18 protein-coding genes and 1 tRNA gene are annotated in these 19181 nt (G+C 66.2%); 9 read left to right on the top strand and 10 right to left on the bottom strand.

Annotated features, from left to right (window positions below; genetic code table 11):
- Window positions 1-49: 49 nt before the first annotated feature.
- Together hisC and J4O76_RS17895 are read left to right on the top strand one after the other, a co-directional pair.
- Window positions 50-1159: a histidinol-phosphate transaminase gene (gene hisC, locus J4O76_RS17900; protein WP_426283271.1), complete on the top strand. Its 1110-nt coding sequence runs from the start codon at window positions 50-52 to the stop codon at window positions 1157-1159.
- The gene (locus J4O76_RS17895) at window positions 1159-2067 is read left to right on the top strand and encodes a prephenate/arogenate dehydrogenase family protein (protein ID WP_426283269.1); all 909 of its coding nucleotides are present in this window, start codon (window positions 1159-1161) and stop codon (window positions 2065-2067) included. Before hisC ends, J4O76_RS17895 begins: the two co-directional genes overlap by 1 nt.
- A 120-nt stretch (window positions 2068-2187) precedes the next feature.
- Here the strand turns inward: J4O76_RS17895 and J4O76_RS17890 are convergent, their stop codons facing one another.
- The 4 genes from J4O76_RS17890 to ftsE are packed head-to-tail and all read right to left on the bottom strand — an operon-like array spanning window position 2188 to window position 5007.
- A complete protein-coding gene (locus tag J4O76_RS17890) occupies window positions 2188-2868 on the bottom strand; it encodes a lysophospholipid acyltransferase family protein (protein WP_426283268.1) in 681 nt (226 codons plus the stop codon).
- Window positions 2865-3401, bottom strand: coding sequence for a YdcF family protein (locus tag J4O76_RS17885; RefSeq protein WP_426283266.1), 537 nt, complete (start codon window positions 3399-3401; stop codon window positions 2865-2867). Before J4O76_RS17885 ends, J4O76_RS17890 begins: the two co-directional genes overlap by 4 nt.
- Window positions 3398-4291 (bottom strand): cell division protein FtsX, encoded by an 894-nt coding sequence (locus tag J4O76_RS17880; protein ID WP_426283499.1) that lies wholly within the window; start codon window positions 4289-4291, stop codon window positions 3398-3400. Before J4O76_RS17880 ends, J4O76_RS17885 begins: the two co-directional genes overlap by 4 nt.
- A complete protein-coding gene (gene ftsE / locus J4O76_RS17875) occupies window positions 4291-5007 on the bottom strand; it encodes a cell division ATP-binding protein FtsE (RefSeq protein ID WP_426283497.1) in 717 nt (238 codons plus the stop codon). The genes J4O76_RS17880 and ftsE overlap by 1 nt, the downstream gene beginning before the upstream one ends.
- A gap of 165 nt (window positions 5008-5172) precedes the next feature.
- Here ftsE and J4O76_RS17870 point away from each other — a divergent pair, with 165 nt between their 5' ends.
- The 3 genes from J4O76_RS17870 to J4O76_RS17860 all read left to right on the top strand — a co-directional run bounded on the left by J4O76_RS17870 (window position 5173) and on the right by J4O76_RS17860 (window position 6425).
- The gene (locus J4O76_RS17870; RefSeq protein WP_426283264.1) at window positions 5173-5940 is read left to right on the top strand and encodes an MJ0042-type zinc finger domain-containing protein; all 768 of its coding nucleotides are present in this window, start codon (window positions 5173-5175) and stop codon (window positions 5938-5940) included.
- A gap of 168 nt (window positions 5941-6108) precedes the next feature.
- Window positions 6109-6195, top strand: a tRNA-Leu gene (locus tag J4O76_RS17865).
- Window positions 6196-6272: 77 nt separating this feature from the next.
- Window positions 6273-6425 carry a hypothetical protein gene (locus tag J4O76_RS17860; protein ID WP_165886441.1) on the top strand — a complete coding sequence of 51 codons (153 nt, stop codon included), beginning with the start codon at window positions 6273-6275 and terminating at the stop codon, window positions 6423-6425.
- Window positions 6426-6604: 179 nt separating this feature from the next.
- On the opposite strand, the gene J4O76_RS17855 is transcribed toward J4O76_RS17860, so the two are convergent.
- The 6 genes from J4O76_RS17855 to J4O76_RS17830 all read right to left on the bottom strand — a co-directional run bounded on the left by J4O76_RS17855 (window position 6605) and on the right by J4O76_RS17830 (window position 15439).
- Window positions 6605-6856, bottom strand: a complete 252-nt coding sequence (locus tag J4O76_RS17855; protein ID WP_056064202.1) for a hypothetical protein — start codon at window positions 6854-6856, stop codon at window positions 6605-6607.
- A gap of 18 nt (window positions 6857-6874) precedes the next feature.
- Window positions 6875-11902 (bottom strand): hypothetical protein, encoded by a 5028-nt coding sequence (locus J4O76_RS17850; RefSeq protein ID WP_426283262.1) that lies wholly within the window; start codon window positions 11900-11902, stop codon window positions 6875-6877.
- Window positions 11903-11972: 70 nt separating this feature from the next.
- Entirely contained in the window at window positions 11973-13109 is a 1137-nt protein-coding gene (locus J4O76_RS17845) for a hypothetical protein (RefSeq protein ID WP_426283260.1), read from the bottom strand.
- A 58-nt stretch (window positions 13110-13167) separates the two neighbouring features.
- A complete protein-coding gene (locus J4O76_RS17840) occupies window positions 13168-13641 on the bottom strand; it encodes a DUF11 domain-containing protein (RefSeq protein ID WP_056064208.1) in 474 nt (157 codons plus the stop codon).
- An 11-nt stretch (window positions 13642-13652) separates the two neighbouring features.
- Window positions 13653-14585 (bottom strand): hypothetical protein, encoded by a 933-nt coding sequence (locus J4O76_RS17835; protein ID WP_426283257.1) that lies wholly within the window; start codon window positions 14583-14585, stop codon window positions 13653-13655.
- 392 nt (window positions 14586-14977) lie between these two features.
- Complete coding sequence (locus J4O76_RS17830; protein ID WP_056488335.1) at window positions 14978-15439, bottom strand: hypothetical protein; 462 nt, start codon at window positions 15437-15439, stop codon at window positions 14978-14980.
- 468 nt (window positions 15440-15907) lie between these two features.
- On the opposite strand from J4O76_RS17830, the gene J4O76_RS17825 reads away from it, so the two are divergent.
- Genes J4O76_RS17825 through msrB form a run of 4 tightly spaced genes read left to right on the top strand, consistent with a single transcriptional unit; the run spans window position 15908 to window position 19171 of the window.
- Window positions 15908-16972: a type III polyketide synthase gene (locus tag J4O76_RS17825; protein WP_426283255.1), complete on the top strand. Its 1065-nt coding sequence runs from the start codon at window positions 15908-15910 to the stop codon at window positions 16970-16972.
- Window positions 16969-17649, top strand: a complete 681-nt coding sequence (locus tag J4O76_RS17820) for a methyltransferase domain-containing protein (RefSeq protein ID WP_426283253.1) — start codon at window positions 16969-16971, stop codon at window positions 17647-17649. The genes J4O76_RS17825 and J4O76_RS17820 overlap by 4 nt, the downstream gene beginning before the upstream one ends.
- Window positions 17628-18716 carry an NAD(P)/FAD-dependent oxidoreductase gene (locus tag J4O76_RS17815; RefSeq protein WP_426283252.1) on the top strand — a complete coding sequence of 363 codons (1089 nt, stop codon included), beginning with the start codon at window positions 17628-17630 and terminating at the stop codon, window positions 18714-18716. The genes J4O76_RS17820 and J4O76_RS17815 overlap by 22 nt, the downstream gene beginning before the upstream one ends.
- Before the next feature lie 44 nt (window positions 18717-18760).
- A complete protein-coding gene (gene msrB / locus J4O76_RS17810) occupies window positions 18761-19171 on the top strand; it encodes a peptide-methionine (R)-S-oxide reductase MsrB (RefSeq protein ID WP_426283250.1) in 411 nt (136 codons plus the stop codon).
- Window positions 19172-19181: the final 10 nt, after the last annotated feature.

The following is a 19181-nucleotide window of genomic DNA, read 5'->3' as shown; positions in this document are numbered from 1 at the left end:
GCGCACAAAGATTGCCACCGCGCCACCGCGCCCGCTATGTCCCGCGGCCATGACAAACATCACGCCCGCTCCTGCGCCGAAGCCCTGGATCCTGGGGATCGCGCCGTACACGCCCGGTCGCTCGACGACCGATGACGGCCGCATTGTGATCAAGCTGTCGTCGAACGAGAACCCGCTCGGCACCAGCCCCGCCGCGAAGGCCGCATTCGATGCCGCCGACCGCACGCTGGAACGCTATCCGGATGCGGGCGCGGTCGAACTGCGCGAGGCGCTGGCGGCGCATTACGACCTTGATCCGGCGCGCGTGATCTACGGCACCGGCTCCGACGAGATCCTCCATCTGGTCGCGGGCGCCTATGCGGGCCCCGGCGACGAGATCATCCACGTCCGCTACGGCTTCGCGGTGTATGAGATCGCCACGCGCCGCGTCGGCGCCGAGCCCGTCATCGTCGACGACCGCGACTATGCGACCGACGTCGACGCGATCCTCGCCGCCGTCACCGAGCGCACCCGCGTGGTGTTCGTCGCGAACCCGAACAATCCGACCGGCACGTTCACGCCGCGGGCGGAAATCGCGCGGCTGCATGCCGGGCTGCCGAAGTCGGTGCTGCTCGTGCTCGACCAGGCCTATGCCGAATATCTGTCGCCCGAGGAGGACGATGCGGGGCTCGCGCTGGCGATGACCGAGGCGAACGTGCTGGTGACGCGGACCTTCTCGAAGATTCACGGGCTGGCCGCCGAGCGGATCGGCTGGGGTTATGCCTGCGCGCCGATCATCGACGCGATGCACCGCATCCGCGCACCGTTCAACGTCACCACCGCGGGTCAGGCCGCCGCGGTCGCCGCGATCGGCGACACCGCTTTCGTCGACGCGACGCGCGCGCATAACGACACGTGGCGCGGCTGGTTCGTCGAGCAGATCGGGCAGATGGGCAACGCCGGGCTTCGCGCCGTACCGTCGAAGGCGAACTTCGTGCTCGTGCTGTTCGAGGGCAAGCTGACCGCCGATGCCGCGTATCATGGGCTGATGGACGCGGGCTACATCGTCCGCTGGCTGCCCGGCCAGGGCCTGCCCAACGCGCTGCGCATCACGATCGGCACCGAAGAGGAAACGCGCGGCGTCACCGCGGCGCTGCGCAACTTGGTCGAAGCCGCCTGATGCTGCCGTTCGCGCGCGTCACGATCATCGGGCTGGGTCTGATCGGCTCGTCGGTCGCGCGCGCGGTGCAGGCGAAGATGCCGACGGTCCGCGTCACCGGCTACGATGTCGACGCGACCGTGCGCGAAGCCGCGGACCAGCTGCAATTCTGCGACGACGTCGCGGACTCAGCCGGCGCGGCGGTGATCGACGCCGACCTCGTAATCCTGTGCGTGCCCGTCGGCATCATGGGCGAGGTCGCCGCCGAGTTCGCGGCTGAGCTTCCCGCGGATGCGATCGTCAGCGACGTCGGCAGCTGCAAGGCCGAAATCGTCCGCGCGCTCACCGAAGCACTGCCCAACGCGACTGTCATTCCCGCGCACCCGGTCGCAGGCACCGAGCGGAGCGGCCCGGAGGCGGGGTTCGCGACGCTGTTCCGCCATCGCTGGTGCATCGTTACGCCACCAGAAGGCGCTGACCCGGTCGCGGTCGAGCGCGTGTCCGAGTTCTGGCGCAGGCTGGGCGCGCAGGTCGAGACGATGGCGCCCGAGCATCACGACCGCGTCCTCGCCGTCACCAGCCATCTGCCGCATCTGATCGCCTACACGATCGTCGGCACCGCCGGTGATCTGGAGGAAGTGACCCAGTCGGAGGTCATCAAATATTCCGCCGGTGGTTTCCGCGATTTCACGCGCATCGCCGCGTCGGACCCGACCATGTGGCGCGACATCTTCCTCAACAACCGCGAGGCGGTGCTGGAGATGTTGCAGCGATTCTCGGAAGATCTGAGTCATCTCCAGCGCGCGATCCGTTGGGGTGACGGCGATGCGCTGTTCGACCTATTCACGCGGACTCGGGCGATCCGGCGGAGTATCGTCGAGCAGGGGCAGGACGACGACGTGCAGGATTTCGGGCGTACGCACGGGTAAGAGTAACCACCCCGGCGGAGGCCGGGCCCAGTTGGGTAGGCCAGAGTAACAGCTCGCAACGCACATTAGCGACATCGCCCAACTGGGCCCCGGCCTTCGCCGGGGTGGTGCCTCCCCAACCTAATCCAGCGCGTTCATCGCCGCGTGGACCCGCTGCTCCGCTTCCTCACGCGGCAAACCAGGCGGCACCACTTCGCCGAACCGGAACGTGATCACCCCCGGCAGCTTCGGCCCCTTTTTCGGCCACACCAGCCCGCTGTCGCACGCGATCGGCACCGTCGGCATTTTCAGCGCGCGATACAGCCCCGCAAACCCCGGCTTCAGCGGCGGATGCTCGCCCGGCGACACCCGCGTCCCCTCCGGAAAGATCAGGATCGAGCGGCCGGTCGCCTTCGCCGCGGTCGCTTCGCGCATCATGCTGCGCATCGCCGTCGCCGATGCTTCGCGGTCGACGACGATCGCGCCGTAGCGCCGCGCCGCCCACCCCCAAGCCGGGATATCCGCAAGTTCGCGCTTCAACACGATCGCCGGACCGTCGAGCAGCGCCTGCAACTCAAGCGTCTCGAACATCGCCTGATGCTTGCACGCGTAGAAGGCCGGCTCGGTCGGTCGCGTCCCCTCCACGCGGATATGCACACGGAGTATCCACCGCGCGCACCAGCGGTGGAAGCGCGTCCAGATCGTCGAATGCACGATCACCGCGCGCGCGCCGAACAATGCCGAGATCGGCACGGTCACCACGATCGGCACCGAGATCGTGTAGAAAACGAGCATGAACGCCCAATTACGCAGCCAAATCATCCGCCAAATCCAATCCACAACGCGATCCGGCGAAGGATCAACTTGTTATATTCGTTGACCAAAGTCCCGAGCCGCGGCGTCCCCGGCACGCCATCGCCGAGGATCGCGACATTCTTGTCGAGCGCCGCCGCCAACTCCATCCGCGCGCGCGCGACGTGCCAGTCCGACGTCACCAGCCGCACCGAGCGGTATTTGTGCACGCGTACCCACTGCGCGGTCTCCTCCGCATTGGAGCGCGTATCGACCGCGTCCGCGCCCAGATCGATGCAGCACGCGAACAACGCGGGCGACGTACGATACTCGAGCGCAAGATCGATCGGCCGCACCCCTGGCGCGACGCCGGTCACCAGCATCCGCTTCGCCTGGTTATCGCGGAGCAGCGCGATGCCGCGGTCGATCCGCCCTGCCCCACCGGTCGGCACGACGATCGCATCCGTCGTGAACCCGTCGAGCGGCTTGGGCAGCAGCAGCATGAACAGCGCGAAGCCGAACGCCCAGGCGAGCGCCATGATGCCAAACAGCCGGACGATCACAGGATATGCCTCAGCGCGCGGACGATCGTCACGCGGGCGGCGAGCGTGGCGAGGACGACGAACGCGATCGGCAGCATCGCGAGGGCGACCCAGTCGACTCCGTCCAGCGTCACCCCGCCGAGCAGTTCCGAACCCAGTCCGTGCAACCGGATCCCGACGAACGCTACCACCAGCAACGCCGCGACACCGCCGCCAAGTCCGCCGATCGTCGCGTCGAGCGCGATCCGCCGCTGGAACAGACGCGCGACCTGGAGATCGGTCGAGCCGAGCATGTGCATGACCGCGATCGTCTCGCGGTGCGTCTCCAGCCCCGCGCGCGCGGCGAGCACGACGACCGCGGCTGTCGCGCTCGCCATCAGCAGGACCAGCGCCAGTGCGAGAAACGTCAGCGAGCCCATCACGTCGTTGACCGGCGACATCCAGCTTTCGTGGCGGTCGACGCGGACGATCGGGCTCAGGCGGCGGACACTGGTCGCGACCCGCGCCGCGACCGCCTCGTCCTGATTGCCAAGGTCGACGTCGATCATCGCCGGCACCGGCAATTGCGGATCGGCGCCATCGGACCCGAGCCAGGGTTGCAGCAGTCGTGTGAGTTCGGCGCGATCGACCGGCGTTGCCGTCGCCACCGCCGGCATTCTCCGCAGCGCAGCCAGCACGCGCGCCGCGACGGCGTCACGACGGACCGGATCGCCATCGACGACCTGCACTGTCAGCCGGCCCGCCAGTTGCCGATCGAGCAAGCGCGCCGCGCCCGCCGTCGCCAACCCCAGAGCTGCGGCAAGCATCGTCAGGAACAGCATGATCGCCATCACCCACGTCATCGCGCGCAGGCCGCCCGCTTCGTCGAGCACGCGGCGCTCGACCGATGATCGCGTCTTCGACACCCTCATCATTCGGGCCGCGTCGGCGGATAACGCAGCGCCCCCGTCGGATCGAGCAACCGACCGCGATCGAGCCGCATCATCTGCGCGCCCGGAATCCGCCCAAGCAGGTGGAAGTCGTGCGTCGCGACCACGACGGTCGTCCCCAGCTTGTTGAGCGATTCGAACAGGTGGAGCAGTCGCTCGGCCATGTCGGGATCGACGTTGCCGGTCGGCTCGTCCGCGACCAGGATCTCGGGGCGCGCGATCACCGCGCGGGCGATCGCGACGCGCTGTTGCTCGCCGCCCGACAATGTTGCCGGCCGCGCATCCGCACGCTCGGTCAGCCCGACCCAGGCGAGCATTTCGCGCACCGGTTGCTCTATATCCGTCTCTGGCATGCCGGCGACGCGCAACGGCAGCGCGATATTGTCCCAGGTCGACAGATGCGGGACCAGCCGGAAATCTTGGAACACCACGCCGATCCGACGCCGAAATCCGGGCAGCCGATCGCGCGACAACACCACCGCATCCTCGCCGAACAGCCGGATCACGCCGCGTGTCGGGCGCTGTGCGAGATAGAGAAGCTTGAGCAGCGAGGTTTTCCCCGCGCCGCTCGCACCGGTCAGGAAATAGAACGCGCCGCTGCGCAGCGTGAAGCTGAGGTCCGCCAGCGTCTCCGGCCCTGCATCGGACCCCGTGCCGTAGCGAAGCCCGACATTCTCGAATTGGACGATATTCGCCATGACGTGGTTGCGCCCGCTCTCGCCCGCTTGATGTTCGTGCCAATGCCCGTATCGGCGCTTTGCCATGAAAGCGCGCGCCGCTTCAAGCTTGCCACATATGCGGGCCGCGTGCTTATTCGGCACGAGATACGGTCGCGCTCCGGCGGCCGCTGGTGAAGCGTACCCATGATCCTCCAATGTCCCGAGTGCAGCACGCGCTATCTGGTCCCCGACAGCGCGATCGGGACCGAGGGGCGCACCGTGCGCTGCGCCAATTGCAAGCATAGCTGGTTCCAGGCCGCCGCACCGGACGTCGAAGATGCACTGGAGATACCGGAGCCGACGCCGCTTGCGCCGGCACCGCCACCGCTCGCCCCTCTGGCGCGGCCGCCGATCGCGGAGCCGGCCGAACGGTTCGCACCTTTCGCTCCTGCCGCACCAATCGCGCCCGAGCCTGCGGTCGTAGCACCCACATTCGTTCCACCGGTAACACCGCAGATCGAGAACCTGCCCGTTCGCCTGCGTCGCAACACGACGCGGCGCTGGACGATCGTCGCGGTGCTTGCCGGGCTGATGATGCTGATCGCGGCGGGGGCTATCGTGTATCTCGGTGCGCCAGGCGTCGCGGCCAAGCTCGGTCTCGGGACCGGCAGCGACGAGACACCGCTGCGGTTGCGCGACAATCCGATCGAGCGCCGCGAACTCGACAACGGCTCCGAACTGTTCGCAGTCAGCGGCCAGGTCACCAACCCGTCGAACCAACGCCAGCGCGTGCCCGACATCCGCGCCGAACTTCGCGATGCGCAGGGACGGCTGGTGTATAGCTGGACGATCACCCCGCAGCAGAGGACGCTGGCGCCTGGTGGCGCGATCGACTTCAACTCCGCGACGCTGAACGTGCCGGCGAACTCGAAGCGGTTGGAGCTGAGCTTTGCCGGCGAGGCGACCCGCTAAGTCTACGATCGCCTCACGCCAGCGGAAAAGCATCGTGTTGGCGCTGGAAAAAACGTGACGATCGGATTTGGCTAGCGGCTTTTTCGCAAAGGGCGTTGCACGATGCAGAAACCCTTGCTAGTGGCGCTCGCCTACCAGATGCCGGGTCCGCCCGGTGATGTTTCATGGGCGGCCATGGCGGAACTGGTAGACGCGCAACGTTGAGGTCGTTGTGGGCGAAAGCCCGTGGAAGTTCGAGTCTTCTTGGCCGCACCATTTTTCAGATTAGAGTAAACACCCCCTTCGAGGGTCCCCCTTTCGCTGCCGTGCGTTGGGCTTGGCGGAGGCATTGCATGAGTTCGATCGACGACACGATCATTGACACGCCCGAGGGCCCGATGACGTTTGCGCAGTGGAAGAAGAAGAACCCGGTCCAGCTGCCCTCGCGCCGGACCAAGGGGAAGAAGCTGCCCAACAAGGTGAAGCTGACCACCGACGAGAAATAGCGGTGGCTGGGGCTGGAGTGCCCGACCGATAAGCCGACATGCTCCCCTCCCTGGAAGGGAGGGGTTGGGGGTGGGTTGGCTAGCTTGTGTTACGACGGTTCGGATTTTGCGGAGGCCGACCCACCCCCGGCCCCTCCCTTCCAGGGAGGGGGGGAAGATAGCGGAAGCGGTTTTGCCGCTCAGTGCTTCCCCGAACTCCCTGACCCCTGCCGCGCCCGGATCATCCGCGCCTGGAACTTCACGCGTTGCCAGAACGTCGCGTCGTCGAGCCGCCATTGGCGGATCGCCTGCGTCGCCAGCGTCTCGATCAGCGCCTCGCTGGTCGCCGCATCCTGCGCCGCAAACGCCCGTGCGAGGTCCTCGACGCACGGACCGTGGTCGGTGAAGTCGCGCGGCAGCGGCATGGGTGTGGGCTGGCTCGGCATCGGCATATATCTCTCTCCCTGTAATTAACGTCGACCACCGAACAGGGCGCGCGTGGCGCCACCCAGCGTTGTCTGGTCGAACTTCAGCCGCATCGTGAGGTACGGCCCCTGCCGCGTGTAGCGGTCGTCCTCGAAATCGCGGTCGCGGTAGCCGGACAAATTGTAGCCGGCGCTGATCCACATGTTCTGCGCGGGCGACACGCCGACCGACGGTCCACCGCTCCACGACCAGGCGCCGCGCGACCACGCATGCTGGACCGAACCGCTGACGCCGATGTCGAACCGCGTGCCGACATCCTGGCGCAACTCGAACCCGGTCACGTCGATATACCCGTCATAGGTATCGTCGGCGAAGCGCCCGGCGACGTATTTCGCACCGTAATACAGAGTCGCCTCGGTGCCGTGGCCAAGCCCTTCGGGGCCGGTGCGATAGTTGACCGCCAGATTGTTGATGATCCGCGACGTCACCTGATCGCCGCCACCGTACGCCGGCACGCCGAGCGAATTGGTGTCGGTGAACCCGGCATCCGCGCTCTCGTGCCGCAGTTCGAGCCGTTCGAGCACCGACCAGCGGCTGTCGAGCGGACGCAGCGCGAGCGCGACGTCGGCGGTGGCATAGGTCGCGACCGCACCGGTCTTGTCCTTGATCGTGTACGCCTTGATGCTCGACGCGAGCGTCTTGCCCTGCCCCAGCGTGCGCAGGAAGTTGGTGGTGATCCCCCAGCGATCGCCGCTGTCGGCGTTGCGGTATTCGAGGCGGCCGTTCACCGACCAGCGGGCCTGGCGGTAGGTCGCGCCGAGCGTCACCGCGGCATAATCGCCATTGGTCTGGTCCTGCCCGACATAGCCACCCGAGGTGACCGGCTGGAACGCGTTGACGACCGCGCCGTCCGGAATTTGCCCCTTCAGCGTGTTGCTCGCGTCGAGCGTGCCGTCGACGGTCCAGTTCTTACCAACCGGCACCGACTGGCTGAGCCCGTATTGCGCATAGGTGCGCGCGCCGTTCTCGCCGATCGCCTGCTGGTTGAGCGTGCTCATCAGCTTGGCGCCGGTCCAGGGGGCGACGTCGACGCCGAACTGCTTGGTATGCGCGACATAGCCGTCGCCGTTCGCAATCTCGTACCCGCCGATCAGGCGGATGCCGGGCTTGATCCGGTAGGCGAGCTGGATCTGGTGGCGGATCGGGAAGTCGACGCTGTTGCTGTCGCCACCGGGCGCAAACTGCGTCTGCCCGGTGAGCGTCACCGCATTGCCGAACAGCGCTTGCGTGCCGCCAACCGTCAGCAGACGACTGTCGCGGTTCTTGCCGTCCATGCCGCGGTCCGACGCGAACTGTCCGCCGACGAAGATCGTGCCGGTGTCGCGGCGATATTCGAGGCGGGCCTCGCCGGCGGCGCGCGTGCCCGGGTTGGTCAACTGCTGCTGGTACCAGGCAACCCCGGTCACGCTCAGCCGATCGGTCAACCGCAGCCGGCCGTCGAGCCCGAACTTGCGCGTCCCCGCCTCGACCAGGTTCTGCTGGCCGACGCCGAACGCAGTATCTTGCTGGCGGGCATAGGCGAGCAGATCGAGCTTGGTGCCGTGGTGATCGACCTCCGCCAGATAGGCGAGGCCACGCCCCAGCCCACCGCGACCGCCCTTGGCGATCTCGCCGCGCAGTTCGGTATTAGCGGTGACGTGCGCCTTGATATCGGCGCCGAGCACGGTGGCCTTGCCTACGGTCTCGTCGCGGATGACCGCGGCGCCGACTTCGACGCGGCCGTTCGCGAGCTTGGTCGCGACGCGCGCGGCGGCTGCGAGCTTCGCCGACCTGCCGCCCTCGACCTCATAGTCGGCGACGATGAAGATCGGATTCAGGTTGCCGTCGCGGCTCAGGATCGGTTGGCGGAAGCGGACCGTGCCCATCGAGGTGTCGATGTCGTAGTCGATGTGCCGCGTGAGTTCGGTGCTGGCGACGATCAGTTCGGAGCGGAAGCGATCGCGGGTTTCGAGTCGTAATTTATCGCTGTTCGGCACGATGTTACGTCCCGACAGGCGGTAGGGACCGGACAGCCCGTTGCCCTGGATTTCGTCGCGCGAATAGAGCGTGTCGGTATGCGCGGCGAATCCGGTCGCACGCACTCGCTTGCCCTCGTACGCGGTCTTGATGCCGTTGAGCGTGCGGTTGTAGCGCGTCAGCTGCGTATCGGTGAAGCCGGTCTCGAAATCACCGAACAGCGCGTAGAACTCACGACGCTCGAGCCGCAGGTACAGCTTGCGACGCGTGGCCGCGTCATAGCCCTGGCGCGAGCCGTCGCCGTAGACGGTGTAGTAGCGGTCAGGGTCGATCGTACCGAGCAGACCGCGATCGGGATCGTATTTGCGGTCGCTGTCATAGGCGATCGTCGCCAGCCACGAGCCCTTGACGCGACCCTTGGCATAGAAAGCAAGCTGGCCATCGGTGACGACGCTGTTGCGCTGCGATTTGGGCAGGCCCGACTGGCGCTTGCTGAGCATGTCGTAGCCGAGCGAGCCTGCGCCGAACCCGACGACGACCCAATCCTTTTGCGATGCGGCCAGCCAGGCGCGGACTTCGCTGCTGTGGACGATCTTGTCCTCGGTCAGCGAGACGATCGCGTGGACGGCGCCTGCCTGCGTGGTCGGCTGGAGCGCGATGAAGGCCAGACCGTCGTCGCCGACCACCTGTGCGGTGGTGGACGATCGCTCACGACCGGCAAGCTGGCGGCCGTGTTCGAGTTCGGCCTCGACCGCCGCGGTATAGGGCGGGTCGACGGTGAAGGGGATCAGCGTGCCTGCGCGCACCGGACGACCGGTCTTGTCGGTCACGCGCACCGCGATCAGCGGGCGCGTCAGGCCGTCGGCGACGAGGCGGCTGCTGGCGGCGTCGAACACCGCGCGGACGCCGGGCCCGGAGTAATGCACCATGCGGTCGAGCGTCTTCACGACGCTGCCGTCGGCGGCGAGCACGCGTGCCTGAAGGCGATTGTCGCCGTCGATCAACGGGATACCCGTCCAGCGCGAAATTGCGATGTCGGTGCCGTCGCGCTGATCGGTGCCGTCGAACGCGAGCGGCTCGACCTGCTTGCCGTTGATCGTCAGCGCGACCCGCTGGCCGGGCGCGTGCTTGACGACCGCGCGGACGATCGGTGCGCGCGGGTTATGGTCGGCCTGTGGGAACAGCCAGTCGATGCCGGCCGTCTGATCGCCCGCCAGCCAATCGCGGCTGCCCGCGGCGACGGCGGCATCGGCGACCGTGACGGGGAGGCCCGCGTCCGTCGACGCAGCCTTGCCGGTCGGCTTCAGCTGGAAGTCGACGCGCTTGAGCAGGCCGCCGTCGCCCTCGACGAAGCGCGAGATCGAGCTGTTCGCCTGGCGCGTGTCGATGTCGCAGGCGACCGGCGCGTGCGTCGCGGGGATGCTTGACGTGTCGATCTGGACGACGTGGCGCCCGGCGCGGACGCCCTCGAAATGGTACAGCCCGTCGCGATCGGTGGAGACGAACGTGCCGTCCTCCATCAGGAGGCGGATTCCGGGCACGCCCTTGCGCTTGTCGACCGGATCGCCGCAATTTCCCTCGGTCACGCGGCCGATGATGGTCATCGCATCGGTGAACAGCAGCGGACGCAGGCGGACCGATGCCGCGGCCTCGTTGCTGGTGACGGTGCCCTGTCCGACGACGCGCGCGCGGTTGAGCGCTTCGCCGGTGGGTGCGCCGGGGGCGATGCTGACGACGTATTTGAGCTCGGTAGACGCACCGGCGGCGAGCACGGGTATGATGAAATCGAGGCTGCGGCCGTCGGTCGACACGGTCGGCTCGTCGCCGCCGCGCGCGGAATTGCGTTCGTAGCGCAGTCCCTTGGGCAACGTGTCGGCGACGTGGAGCCCGCGCGCGGGGACCGAATCGCGGTTCGTGATGCGCAACAGATACTGGACGAAATCGCCGGGCGCCGCTTCACGCACGGAAGCGACCTTAGTCAGCAGCAACGTACCGGCGCCGGGTGCGTCAAGTGGGATGTCCGCCGAAAATGGCTCCGGCGTCGATAGCGTGAACGTATCGCCGAAGCTGGCGTCCTTGAGGATGAACGGCGCGCCCTTAGGGTCCTTCAGCGCCGCCAGCGTTGCGCGATCGACGGTCGACGGCGCGACATAGGTGCCCGGCGGCGTGACCTTCAGCGCATAGCGTCCGGGTGCCGTCAGCGGAAAGCGATAGCGGCCGGTCTCGCCGGGATACACACGCCCGCTGCCATCGGTGACGCTCTCGCCCGTCACCATCGTAGAGGGGTAGCTGCTGACGCCGTCGTCGCCGAACACCGTCGCTGGCTGGCCTGCCTCGTCGACCAGCGACACGGTGGCGCCGTCGACCAGCGCACCAGTCCGCGAGTCGAACGTATAGCCGGCCGGATCGATCAGGATCGACGCGGTCGACGCGAAACTGAAATCGTCCTCGGCGAAGCTGAGTGTAATCTTCGCGCCGCGCGTACGCACTTCGCAGGGTTCGAGATCGGCGTATCTGCCGGTTTCGGTCGACGGAACGCCGCCGGCGAAGATGCCGCTGTCGGGCGTGGTTTCGGTCAGCGTCAGCGTAACGTTGCTCTCGCCGATATTAGCGGTGATGATCGACGTTTCGCGGACGGCGGGGTCATGATTGCCGGCCTGGTTGTCGAGCACCAGGATCATGTCCTCCTTGACGTCAAGCGCGGCGACCTTGGGCGCCGCCGCGAAGGTGGCTCCATCGATTGGCGCCGGGGTGAAGAGATACGTGGGGGCGGTCTGACATTTCGCGCCAGTGAAAGCGTAGTTCGCGGGCGCCAGCCGGAACGAGAGCGTCGTCGGACGCTTGCCACGGTTTACGTCGAGCGAGACCGTGTTGGACGGAACGGTGCGTAAGCCGGAATCGCTGCCCGCGTCGTCGAACGACAGCGTCGCGGTATTCTGGATACGGCCGGTTTGAGCACCCGCTTGCGCAACCGCCGGCGAGGTGCCGACGATCAGCCCGAGCAGGAGCATCTGGAGCAGCGCGCAAAGGCGCGAAAGGCGAAGGAAGCTGGACATGAAGGGTCCTCTCCCGACGCGCGTCTCCACGCGCCGGGATCGGTCGTTCCTTTGTGCGAGGGCGTGGAGCTTAGTTGATCGTCACGCGGAAGAGTGCCGCGACCGATGTCCCGCCGAGCAATGTCGGAATCGTCGCACTCACCGTCTTTGTGCTCGTGTTGTACGAACCGGTGTAGTTCAGCAGCGGTACGGTGACCGAACCATTGTCCGCCAGCGGAACGCCGCCGACGATACCCGTCAACAAGCAGGTGTTACCCAGCGCGATCGCGCCGATCGAAATCGAGTTGGCGACATAGGTCGTGTTGGGCGGGATTATGTCGGTCAGCGTGACATTGGACGCCGGCGTTCCCGTAGTGGCGTTGTTGACGACCAGGCAATATTGCACGACCGCACCTGGGATCGCCTTCGGCGCGACGAGCTGATTGATCGGATCGGACAGTACCAGCTGCGACTTCGCCACACTCAGGGAGACATTGCGCGTGGTGATCTCATAGCCGAGCGATGCGCGGCCCTGACCATTCAGTGCCGTATCGAGGCCCAGACCATCCGAGTCGTTATCGGCAAAGACCACGTCTACGACATTATCGTCGTTGAGCGCGACGCTGGCTGCCAGCGGCACACCCTGCGCGGCGATGTCGCCACCCGCAGCCACCTGGGCGATCAGCGTGATACCCGCGAGTGCGGCACTCTGCTGATTGGGGACGTCCGCGACGATGAACACGACCGCCGACGCATCGGCAGCGAGTTCGTTGATGTAGGTCGCGGTATCAGTGCCGACCTCATACGTGCCGTTGTTGTTCGCATCGACGAAGATCTTGATATTGCTGACGTCGAAATTGTCGCCCGTGAACAATCCCTGGATCGGCGTCTGGCTGGTCGACAACAGGAAATCCTGCGTGCCGTTGGTATTGTTGGTCACCTTGAACGTCGTCACCGCGCCGGCTTGGCCGATCGCGACCTGCGTGTTGGCGGGCTGGTTGGTGGTGACTGTGAGGTTGACCTTGCGATCGACCACGAAGCTGACCGGGTTCGACGCCGCCGTTTGCTGGACGCCGTTGACCGAATAGCTCGCCTGCGCGGTGTTGGTGACCGTCGTGCCGGCGTTGGTGCCGGCCGGTCCCGGTGCGGTCTGCGCCATTGCAGTCCCTGCGGACACGATGGCGGCCGTACCGGCCAGCAGCGTGCGTATTACCCCTTTTGCGTGCATCGTTAGGTCTTCCTTCTGTGATGGTTTTGGTCGGGTGTGGAGAGAGAGATCGGCCGGATCATTTGAGGACGGCCTGGAACGCGAACTGGCCCTGCGAACCCGCCGCTAACGGACTTGCGAGGCGCCACCGGACGCTGGTGACATCGTTGGGGCTCGCCGCGCGCGTGCTGCCGTCGGGGCTGCGGACGCGGAGGGTGGCGAGCGAACCGTAAGTTTTGCCGTCGACCGAGACGTCGGGCGCGGGCGAACCGGGATTGGCCGATCGGTAGGCGATCTGGCGCGGCAACGGGTTGTCGAGCACCACGTTGGCCAGCGGCTGCGCGCCGCTGTTGCGATAGGCGAGGACGAAGATCACCTTGTCGCCCGGCGTCACCTTGGTCGGCTTCACCAGCGTAACCCGGGTGGTGCCGTCGGCCGCGGCGCTGCGGGCCTCGACTAGGATGCTGCTGCTGACCTGCAACGGACCGGCAGCCGCGGAGGCTGCGGCGGCCGTGGCGACCAGAACGGCGGCAGTCATTGGACGCGTAATCATGGCTTTGCTCCTCATTGAATCTTGGCTTTGAACTGGACGGTATGGCTGGACCCGGCGGCGACCCGGCCGAGCGCGACGGTGACGCCGGCACCCTGCGCGGCGCTCGGGTCGAAGCGCCCGGCATCGTCGTCGACGCTATCGCTAAGCGGCGCACCGTCGAGCGTCAGGCTGCCGGGGACGAAGACGGTGCCGACAGGGATCGGGTCGGCGATCCGCGCGCCGGTGACGGCATCGGTGAAGCGCGCCTCCAGCGTGTAGGTGATGACCGCGTCGCGCACCGCGGTCTGCGATCCGTCGGCGGCACGCACCGACTGGCTCTTGAGCAGCACCGGGCCCGCGAGCGCGGTGCCGAGCGGGACCGAGACGGTAGCGAGGGCGCCGGTCGGCCCCACCACCGCATCGCCACCGCCATCACCCGCGCTCGGATAGACGTTGCCCGTCGCGCCGGATCCCGTCGTCGAGCGCGCGGTGACGGTCAGCACGGCGTTCGTGGCGCCACCGTCCGGCGTCGCGACCAGGATCGCGAGCAGCTTGAGCGACTGGCCGGGCGACAAGAGCGGCGTCTTGCCATCGACCGGCGCGACGTCCTTGGCAGGATCGTAGAGGCCATCGCCGTCGGTATCGATCACCAGCGCGCGCAACGTCGCCATGCCGGGCGACACGGATGCGGCCAGCACAAACGATTCGGCGCCATTGTCGAGATTGGTTAGCGTGAGGGGAATGGCGACCGGCTGCGCAGACACAACGATCGCGCCCTGCCCGTCGCGGACCAGCGCCACGTCGAGTCGCTCGGCGACAATGATCGTGACGGTGTTCGAGCTTGTCGACTGCGCCGTACCATCGACATCGTATCGCAGGCCGGCGGTATTGACGATCGGCGTACCCGCTGGCGTGCCGATCGGCGTAGCTATCGTTGGCGTCTGGGCAAGCAACGGCTGCGGCAATCCCGCGCTCAGTATGCAGGACAGCAGGCAAGGTGCCGCAGCGCGTCGAAACCGCCCGCTCTTTCCTCCATGCTGTGACATTAGACGAATCAATTTTGTTCCCTTCGATCGGGAACAAATTGTCCGAAGCCACTTAATCAAATACTACGAAATCATAATGGGATCATAAAGCCAAACTATGATAGTTAATGTGACAACATCCGTTTTCAGATGAACGTTCGTTACATCACATAGCAAAACGGTATCTTTCGTCATTGCCGTTCTATTGCTGAGCAATCCAGAACCGTAGTGGCTTTATTTACGCAGATACTGTCAAGGCGCAAAAAGGCCGGCCAGACGACGTCCCTGGAGAAGACGCGTCATGGCCGGCCGTGACAGGCGTAGTGATCGAGCTAGTCGCGAAGAAGCGCGCGCAGATAAGCCTTCATCTGCTGATCTCCGGTATAGCTCAGCGATATCTCGACGCGGCGCCGATCGGTCGGGTCGGTGACGCGGTCGATCAGTTTCAGTTTGTGCAGATGTTCGATCCAGCGCTGCGATGTGGTGACGGGTGCGTCGGACATGCTGACCAGCGCCTTGATGTTCATGGGCATACGATCGTCGCGCGACGCGAACAGCGCGAGGAGCATGTCCCAGGCCGGTTCATGGAACAGTTCGCCGGGCAGGAACTGCCGCCGCAATCGCCGTTGTTCGAGCACCGCATTCGCATGCTCGACGAGCGCGGCATCATTCGGTTCGTTCCCAGCCGGCACCGGTTCCGCGGCCTTGGCGACCCGTCCGTTGAATTCTTCGGCGACGGCCGACAATTTTGCAGTCAGATCCTTGATCAATTCCACGACGGTTTCGTTTTTCACCAAAGGCTCCCCATTGCCATCGACCCGTTACCATCGACCCCCGACCGGAACCGCCATGCCCGCAGCCTGTCGCTGCTATCGCACGTCAATCCTCGACCACCCCAGATACGGACTGAGACACCCCAACCTTCGAACTAAACGCCAAAACCTCAGTGCTGTCCTGCCGATTTGTTAAATGCGGAAACGCACGTCAACAAATAGAACTATATCTAAGTATGATATTCAAACTTATTTTATATTAATCAAATCGTTATGGGTCTTATAAGCTCGCCAGCTGTCCATTTTGGGTTTGGATGAGAACCACGAACCGGTATATTTTTAGCAACGCGCAAGTTAGGGTTGAGGATGCTTTAGGGCCAACATATCGCTTCAGACGCGAAACCGATTTGCGACGAACAGATATAGCGTGCGTCCCATAGTCCGATCGAACGTGCCATGCGTTGGGCGTCGATCGCAGGAAAGGGTATCGTGTCCGCTTATCTCAACGCCGTAGGGTCCGCCGTTCCCGGTCACGATATCCATGCGGCGTTCATCGCCTGGGCGCGAGGGCGCGTCGATGCCCGAGCCGAGCGCGTGTTCGACCGGATGGCGTCGCGATCGGGCATCGGCCACCGCTGGTCGGTATTGCCGCCGACCGCGGACGGTGGCTCACCGGTCGACGATGCCGGCTTCTACGCGACGGAACCCCATCCGGGGACGAGCGCGCGGATGGTCCTGTATGCCGAGCATGCGCCCGACCTCGCGATCCGCGCGATCGAGGCGTTGCGCGAGAAGGTCGCGGTCGAGGGCATCACGCATCTGGTCGTGGCCAGTTGCACGGGCTTCGTCGCGCCGGGGATCGACCAGATCATCGCGCGCAGGCTTGGTCTTTCGTCGAGCGTGGAGCGGCTGCTGATAGGCTTCATGGGGTGCTACGCGGCGATCGTCGCGTTGCGGAGTGCGCGGCATATCGTTCGCTCCGAGCCCGGCGCGCGCGTGCTGGTCGTCACCGTGGAGCTGTCCACGCTGCACCTGCAACCGGCCAACGACATCGAGGCGCTGCTGGCGATGCTGCAATTCGGCGATGGTGCCGCGGCGGCGCTGGTGACGGCGGATGCGACCGGGTTCGCGCTCGAAGCGCCGTTCGCCGCGTCGTTGCCCGATAGCGAGACGCTGATCCGCTGGGACGTCACGGATGCGGGCTTTGCGATGCATTTGTCGGGCGAAGTGCCGGGACGGATCGCCGCCGCGCTGTCCGACGAGGATTTCCGTGCGATCGTGAGTGCGGGGCAGCCGCCGGAATCGATCGATGGCTGGGCGGTCCATGCCGGCGGGCGATCGATCCTCGATGCGGTCGAGCATGCGATGCATTTGAACCCCGACGCACTGGCGGCGTCGCGGCAGGTGCTGGCGGACAATGGCAACATGTCGTCGGCGACCTTGATGTTCGTGTTCGAGCGATTGCTCGCCGGGCCGCCCGTGGAGCACGGCGTGGCGCTCGCGTTCGGGCCGGGGCTGGCGGCGGAGGGCTTCGGGTTCCGGAGCGCCGCATGAGCCTCGCGGTCCGCAGCCAGGCCGAAGAGCTGATGGACGCCGACGATCTCGATGCGGCGACCTATGCCGACGTCGTGGGCGATCTCGCGACGGTCAACACGGTGACGATGGCGCGCCGGCCGACGCTCGACTTTCTCGCGCGGGCGACTGCGGGGCGGAAGAGTTTCCGGTTGCTCGACGTAGGGTTCGGCGATGGCGACATGCTGCGCCGGATCGCAAATTGGGCGAAGGCGAAGGGTATCGAGGCGGAGCTGGTCGGGGTCGACCTGAACCCGCGCAGCGAACAGGCGGCGCGGGCGCATGGCGGCGACATCCGCTACGTCACGGGCGACTATGCCGACCTTGCCGGCGAGCCTTGGGACGTGATCGTCAGCAGCCTCGTCGCGCATCACATGAGCCACGACCAGTTGATCGCGTTCCTGCGGTTCATGGAAGGACATGCGAGTGCAGGATGGTTCGTCAACGACCTCCACCGGCACGGCTTCGCGCATTGGGGCTTCCCGGTTCTTGCGACGATCGCGCGCTGGCACCCGATCGTCCGCCACGACGGCACGCTGTCGATCGCGCGCAGCTATCGCCCAGACGAATGGCCGCCGCTGCTCGCCGAGGCCGGCATCACCGAGGCGAAAGTCCGCCGCGTATTCCCGTTCCGGTTATGCGTCGAACGCCTGCGCTAATCGTCGGCGGCGGACTCGCCGGGGCCGCGACCGCGATCTGCCTCGCGCGTGCCGGCCGGCCGCATCTGCTCGTTGAGCGATCGCGTGAGACCGGCGATGCGATCTGCGGCGGGTTCCTGAGCTGGCGGACGCTGGAGACGCTCGACGGACTCGGGATCGATCCCGACACGTTGAACCCCGACCGCGTGACGCGGGCCCGTATTTTCGCGGGCAATCGCCGTGCGGAGGCCGCCCTTCCCCATCCGGCGGTCTCGGTGTCGCGTCGTCGGCTTGATACAGTGCTGTTGGCGGAAGCCGAACGGCTCGGAACCCCGGTCGAGCGCGGGATCACCGTGCGCGAGATCGACGCGACGAGCGCACGGCTCGCAGACGGTGCGACGATCGCGACCGACGCGCTGTTCCTCGCCAGCGGCAAGCATGACGTACGCGGCATGGCGCGTCCCGAAGACGCGCGTGGCGACGACCCGACACTGGGAATACGGGTCCGGATCGCCCCCTCGCCTACCCTCAGCCGAGCGCTCGCCGATGGCATCGAACTGCATCTGTTCGACCGCGGCTATGCCGGGCTGGCGATGCAGGAGGACGGCACCGCGAACCTGTGCATGGCGGTGCATCGTTCGCGGCTCCAGGCGGCAGGGTCGCCCGCGCAATTGCTCGAAACGCTGGGTCGAGACATGCCCGCGCTCGGCGAATGGATCGCGCTGATCGCGCCGACCGCGTCGATCGATGCGATCGCCAACGTCCCTTACGGCTGGCGCCAACGCACCGGCGTCGACGCGATCTTCCGGCTCGGCGACCAAGCGGGCGTGATCCCTTCGCTCGCTGGCGAGGGGATGGGCATCGCGCTCGCCAGCGGCGTTGCGGCTGCGCGCGCCTACGAAAAAGGCGGCGCCGCCTCCGCCGCGCAGTGGCAGGAGACGTTCGCTCGCCGCCTCGCCCGCCCGATAGGTATCGCGAGCATCGTCCGTCACATCGCCGAAAGCGAACGCGCCGCGTGGCTGCTTCCGTTCATGCGGCCCGCACTGATCCAGGTCATCGCGAACGCAACCAGAATGGGGCAATATTGAAATCCGTCCCGCCAGCACGACCCGCCAGCAAGAGATGCATGTCCATGAATCAACTCAATCTTTCCGAGGCCGAATGGCGCAAGCGGCTGTCCCCCGAACAATATCACGTACTGCGCGAAGGTGGCACCGAGCGCGCCTTTGCGGGCGTCCTCAACGACAACAAGGCCGACGGCATCTATCGGTGCGCGGCGTGCAGCAACGAACTGTTCGACAGCGCCGACAAATATGATTCCGGCTCCGGCTGGCCGAGCTTTACCCAGCCGATCGGTCCCGACGCGGTCACCGATCACGCCGACCGCAGCCACGGCATGACCCGCATCGAGACGCGGTGCGCGCGCTGCGACAGCCATATGGGCCACGTCTTCCCGGACGGTCCGCCGCCGACCGGGCAGCGTTATTGCATGAACTCGCTCTCGCTCGAATTCCGGCCGCGCAAAGCGAACGTCGCGGCCTGATGTCGCTTGT

This window comes from Sphingomonas sp. NFX23, from assembly GCF_049887795.1.
GTDB lineage: Bacteria > Pseudomonadota > Alphaproteobacteria > Sphingomonadales > Sphingomonadaceae > Sphingomonas.
This window is presented reverse-complemented; position numbering and strand designations above follow the sequence as displayed.

Bases quoted from the DNA above. Each gene is read 5' to 3' on its own strand.
- hisC (WP_426283271.1), top strand. From the start codon at position 50: ATGACAAACATCACGCCCGCTCCTGCGCCGAAGCCCTGGATCCTGGGG.
- J4O76_RS17895 (WP_426283269.1), top strand. From the start codon at position 1,159: ATGCTGCCGTTCGCGCGCGTCACGATCATCGGGCTGGGTCTGATCGGC.
- J4O76_RS17890 (WP_426283268.1), bottom strand. From the start codon at position 2,868: ATGATTTGGCTGCGTAATTGGGCGTTCATGCTCGTTTTCTACACGATC.
- J4O76_RS17880 (WP_426283499.1), bottom strand. From the start codon at position 4,291: ATGAGGGTGTCGAAGACGCGATCATCGGTCGAGCGCCGCGTGCTCGAC.
- ftsE (WP_426283497.1), bottom strand. From the start codon at position 5,007: ATGGCGAATATCGTCCAATTCGAGAATGTCGGGCTTCGCTACGGCACG.
- J4O76_RS17870 (WP_426283264.1), top strand. From the start codon at position 5,173: ATGATCCTCCAATGTCCCGAGTGCAGCACGCGCTATCTGGTCCCCGAC.
- J4O76_RS17860 (WP_165886441.1), top strand. From the start codon at position 6,273: ATGAGTTCGATCGACGACACGATCATTGACACGCCCGAGGGCCCGATG.
- J4O76_RS17855 (WP_056064202.1), bottom strand. From the start codon at position 6,856: ATGCCGATGCCGAGCCAGCCCACACCCATGCCGCTGCCGCGCGACTTC.
- J4O76_RS17850 (WP_426283262.1), bottom strand. From the start codon at position 11,902: ATGTCCAGCTTCCTTCGCCTTTCGCGCCTTTGCGCGCTGCTCCAGATG.
- J4O76_RS17845 (WP_426283260.1), bottom strand. From the start codon at position 13,109: ATGCACGCAAAAGGGGTAATACGCACGCTGCTGGCCGGTACGGCCGCC.
- J4O76_RS17840 (WP_056064208.1), bottom strand. From the start codon at position 13,641: ATGATTACGCGTCCAATGACTGCCGCCGTTCTGGTCGCCACGGCCGCC.
- J4O76_RS17820 (WP_426283253.1), top strand. From the start codon at position 16,969: ATGAGCCTCGCGGTCCGCAGCCAGGCCGAAGAGCTGATGGACGCCGAC.
- J4O76_RS17815 (WP_426283252.1), top strand. From the start codon at position 17,628: ATGCGTCGAACGCCTGCGCTAATCGTCGGCGGCGGACTCGCCGGGGCC.
- msrB (WP_426283250.1), top strand. From the start codon at position 18,761: ATGAATCAACTCAATCTTTCCGAGGCCGAATGGCGCAAGCGGCTGTCC.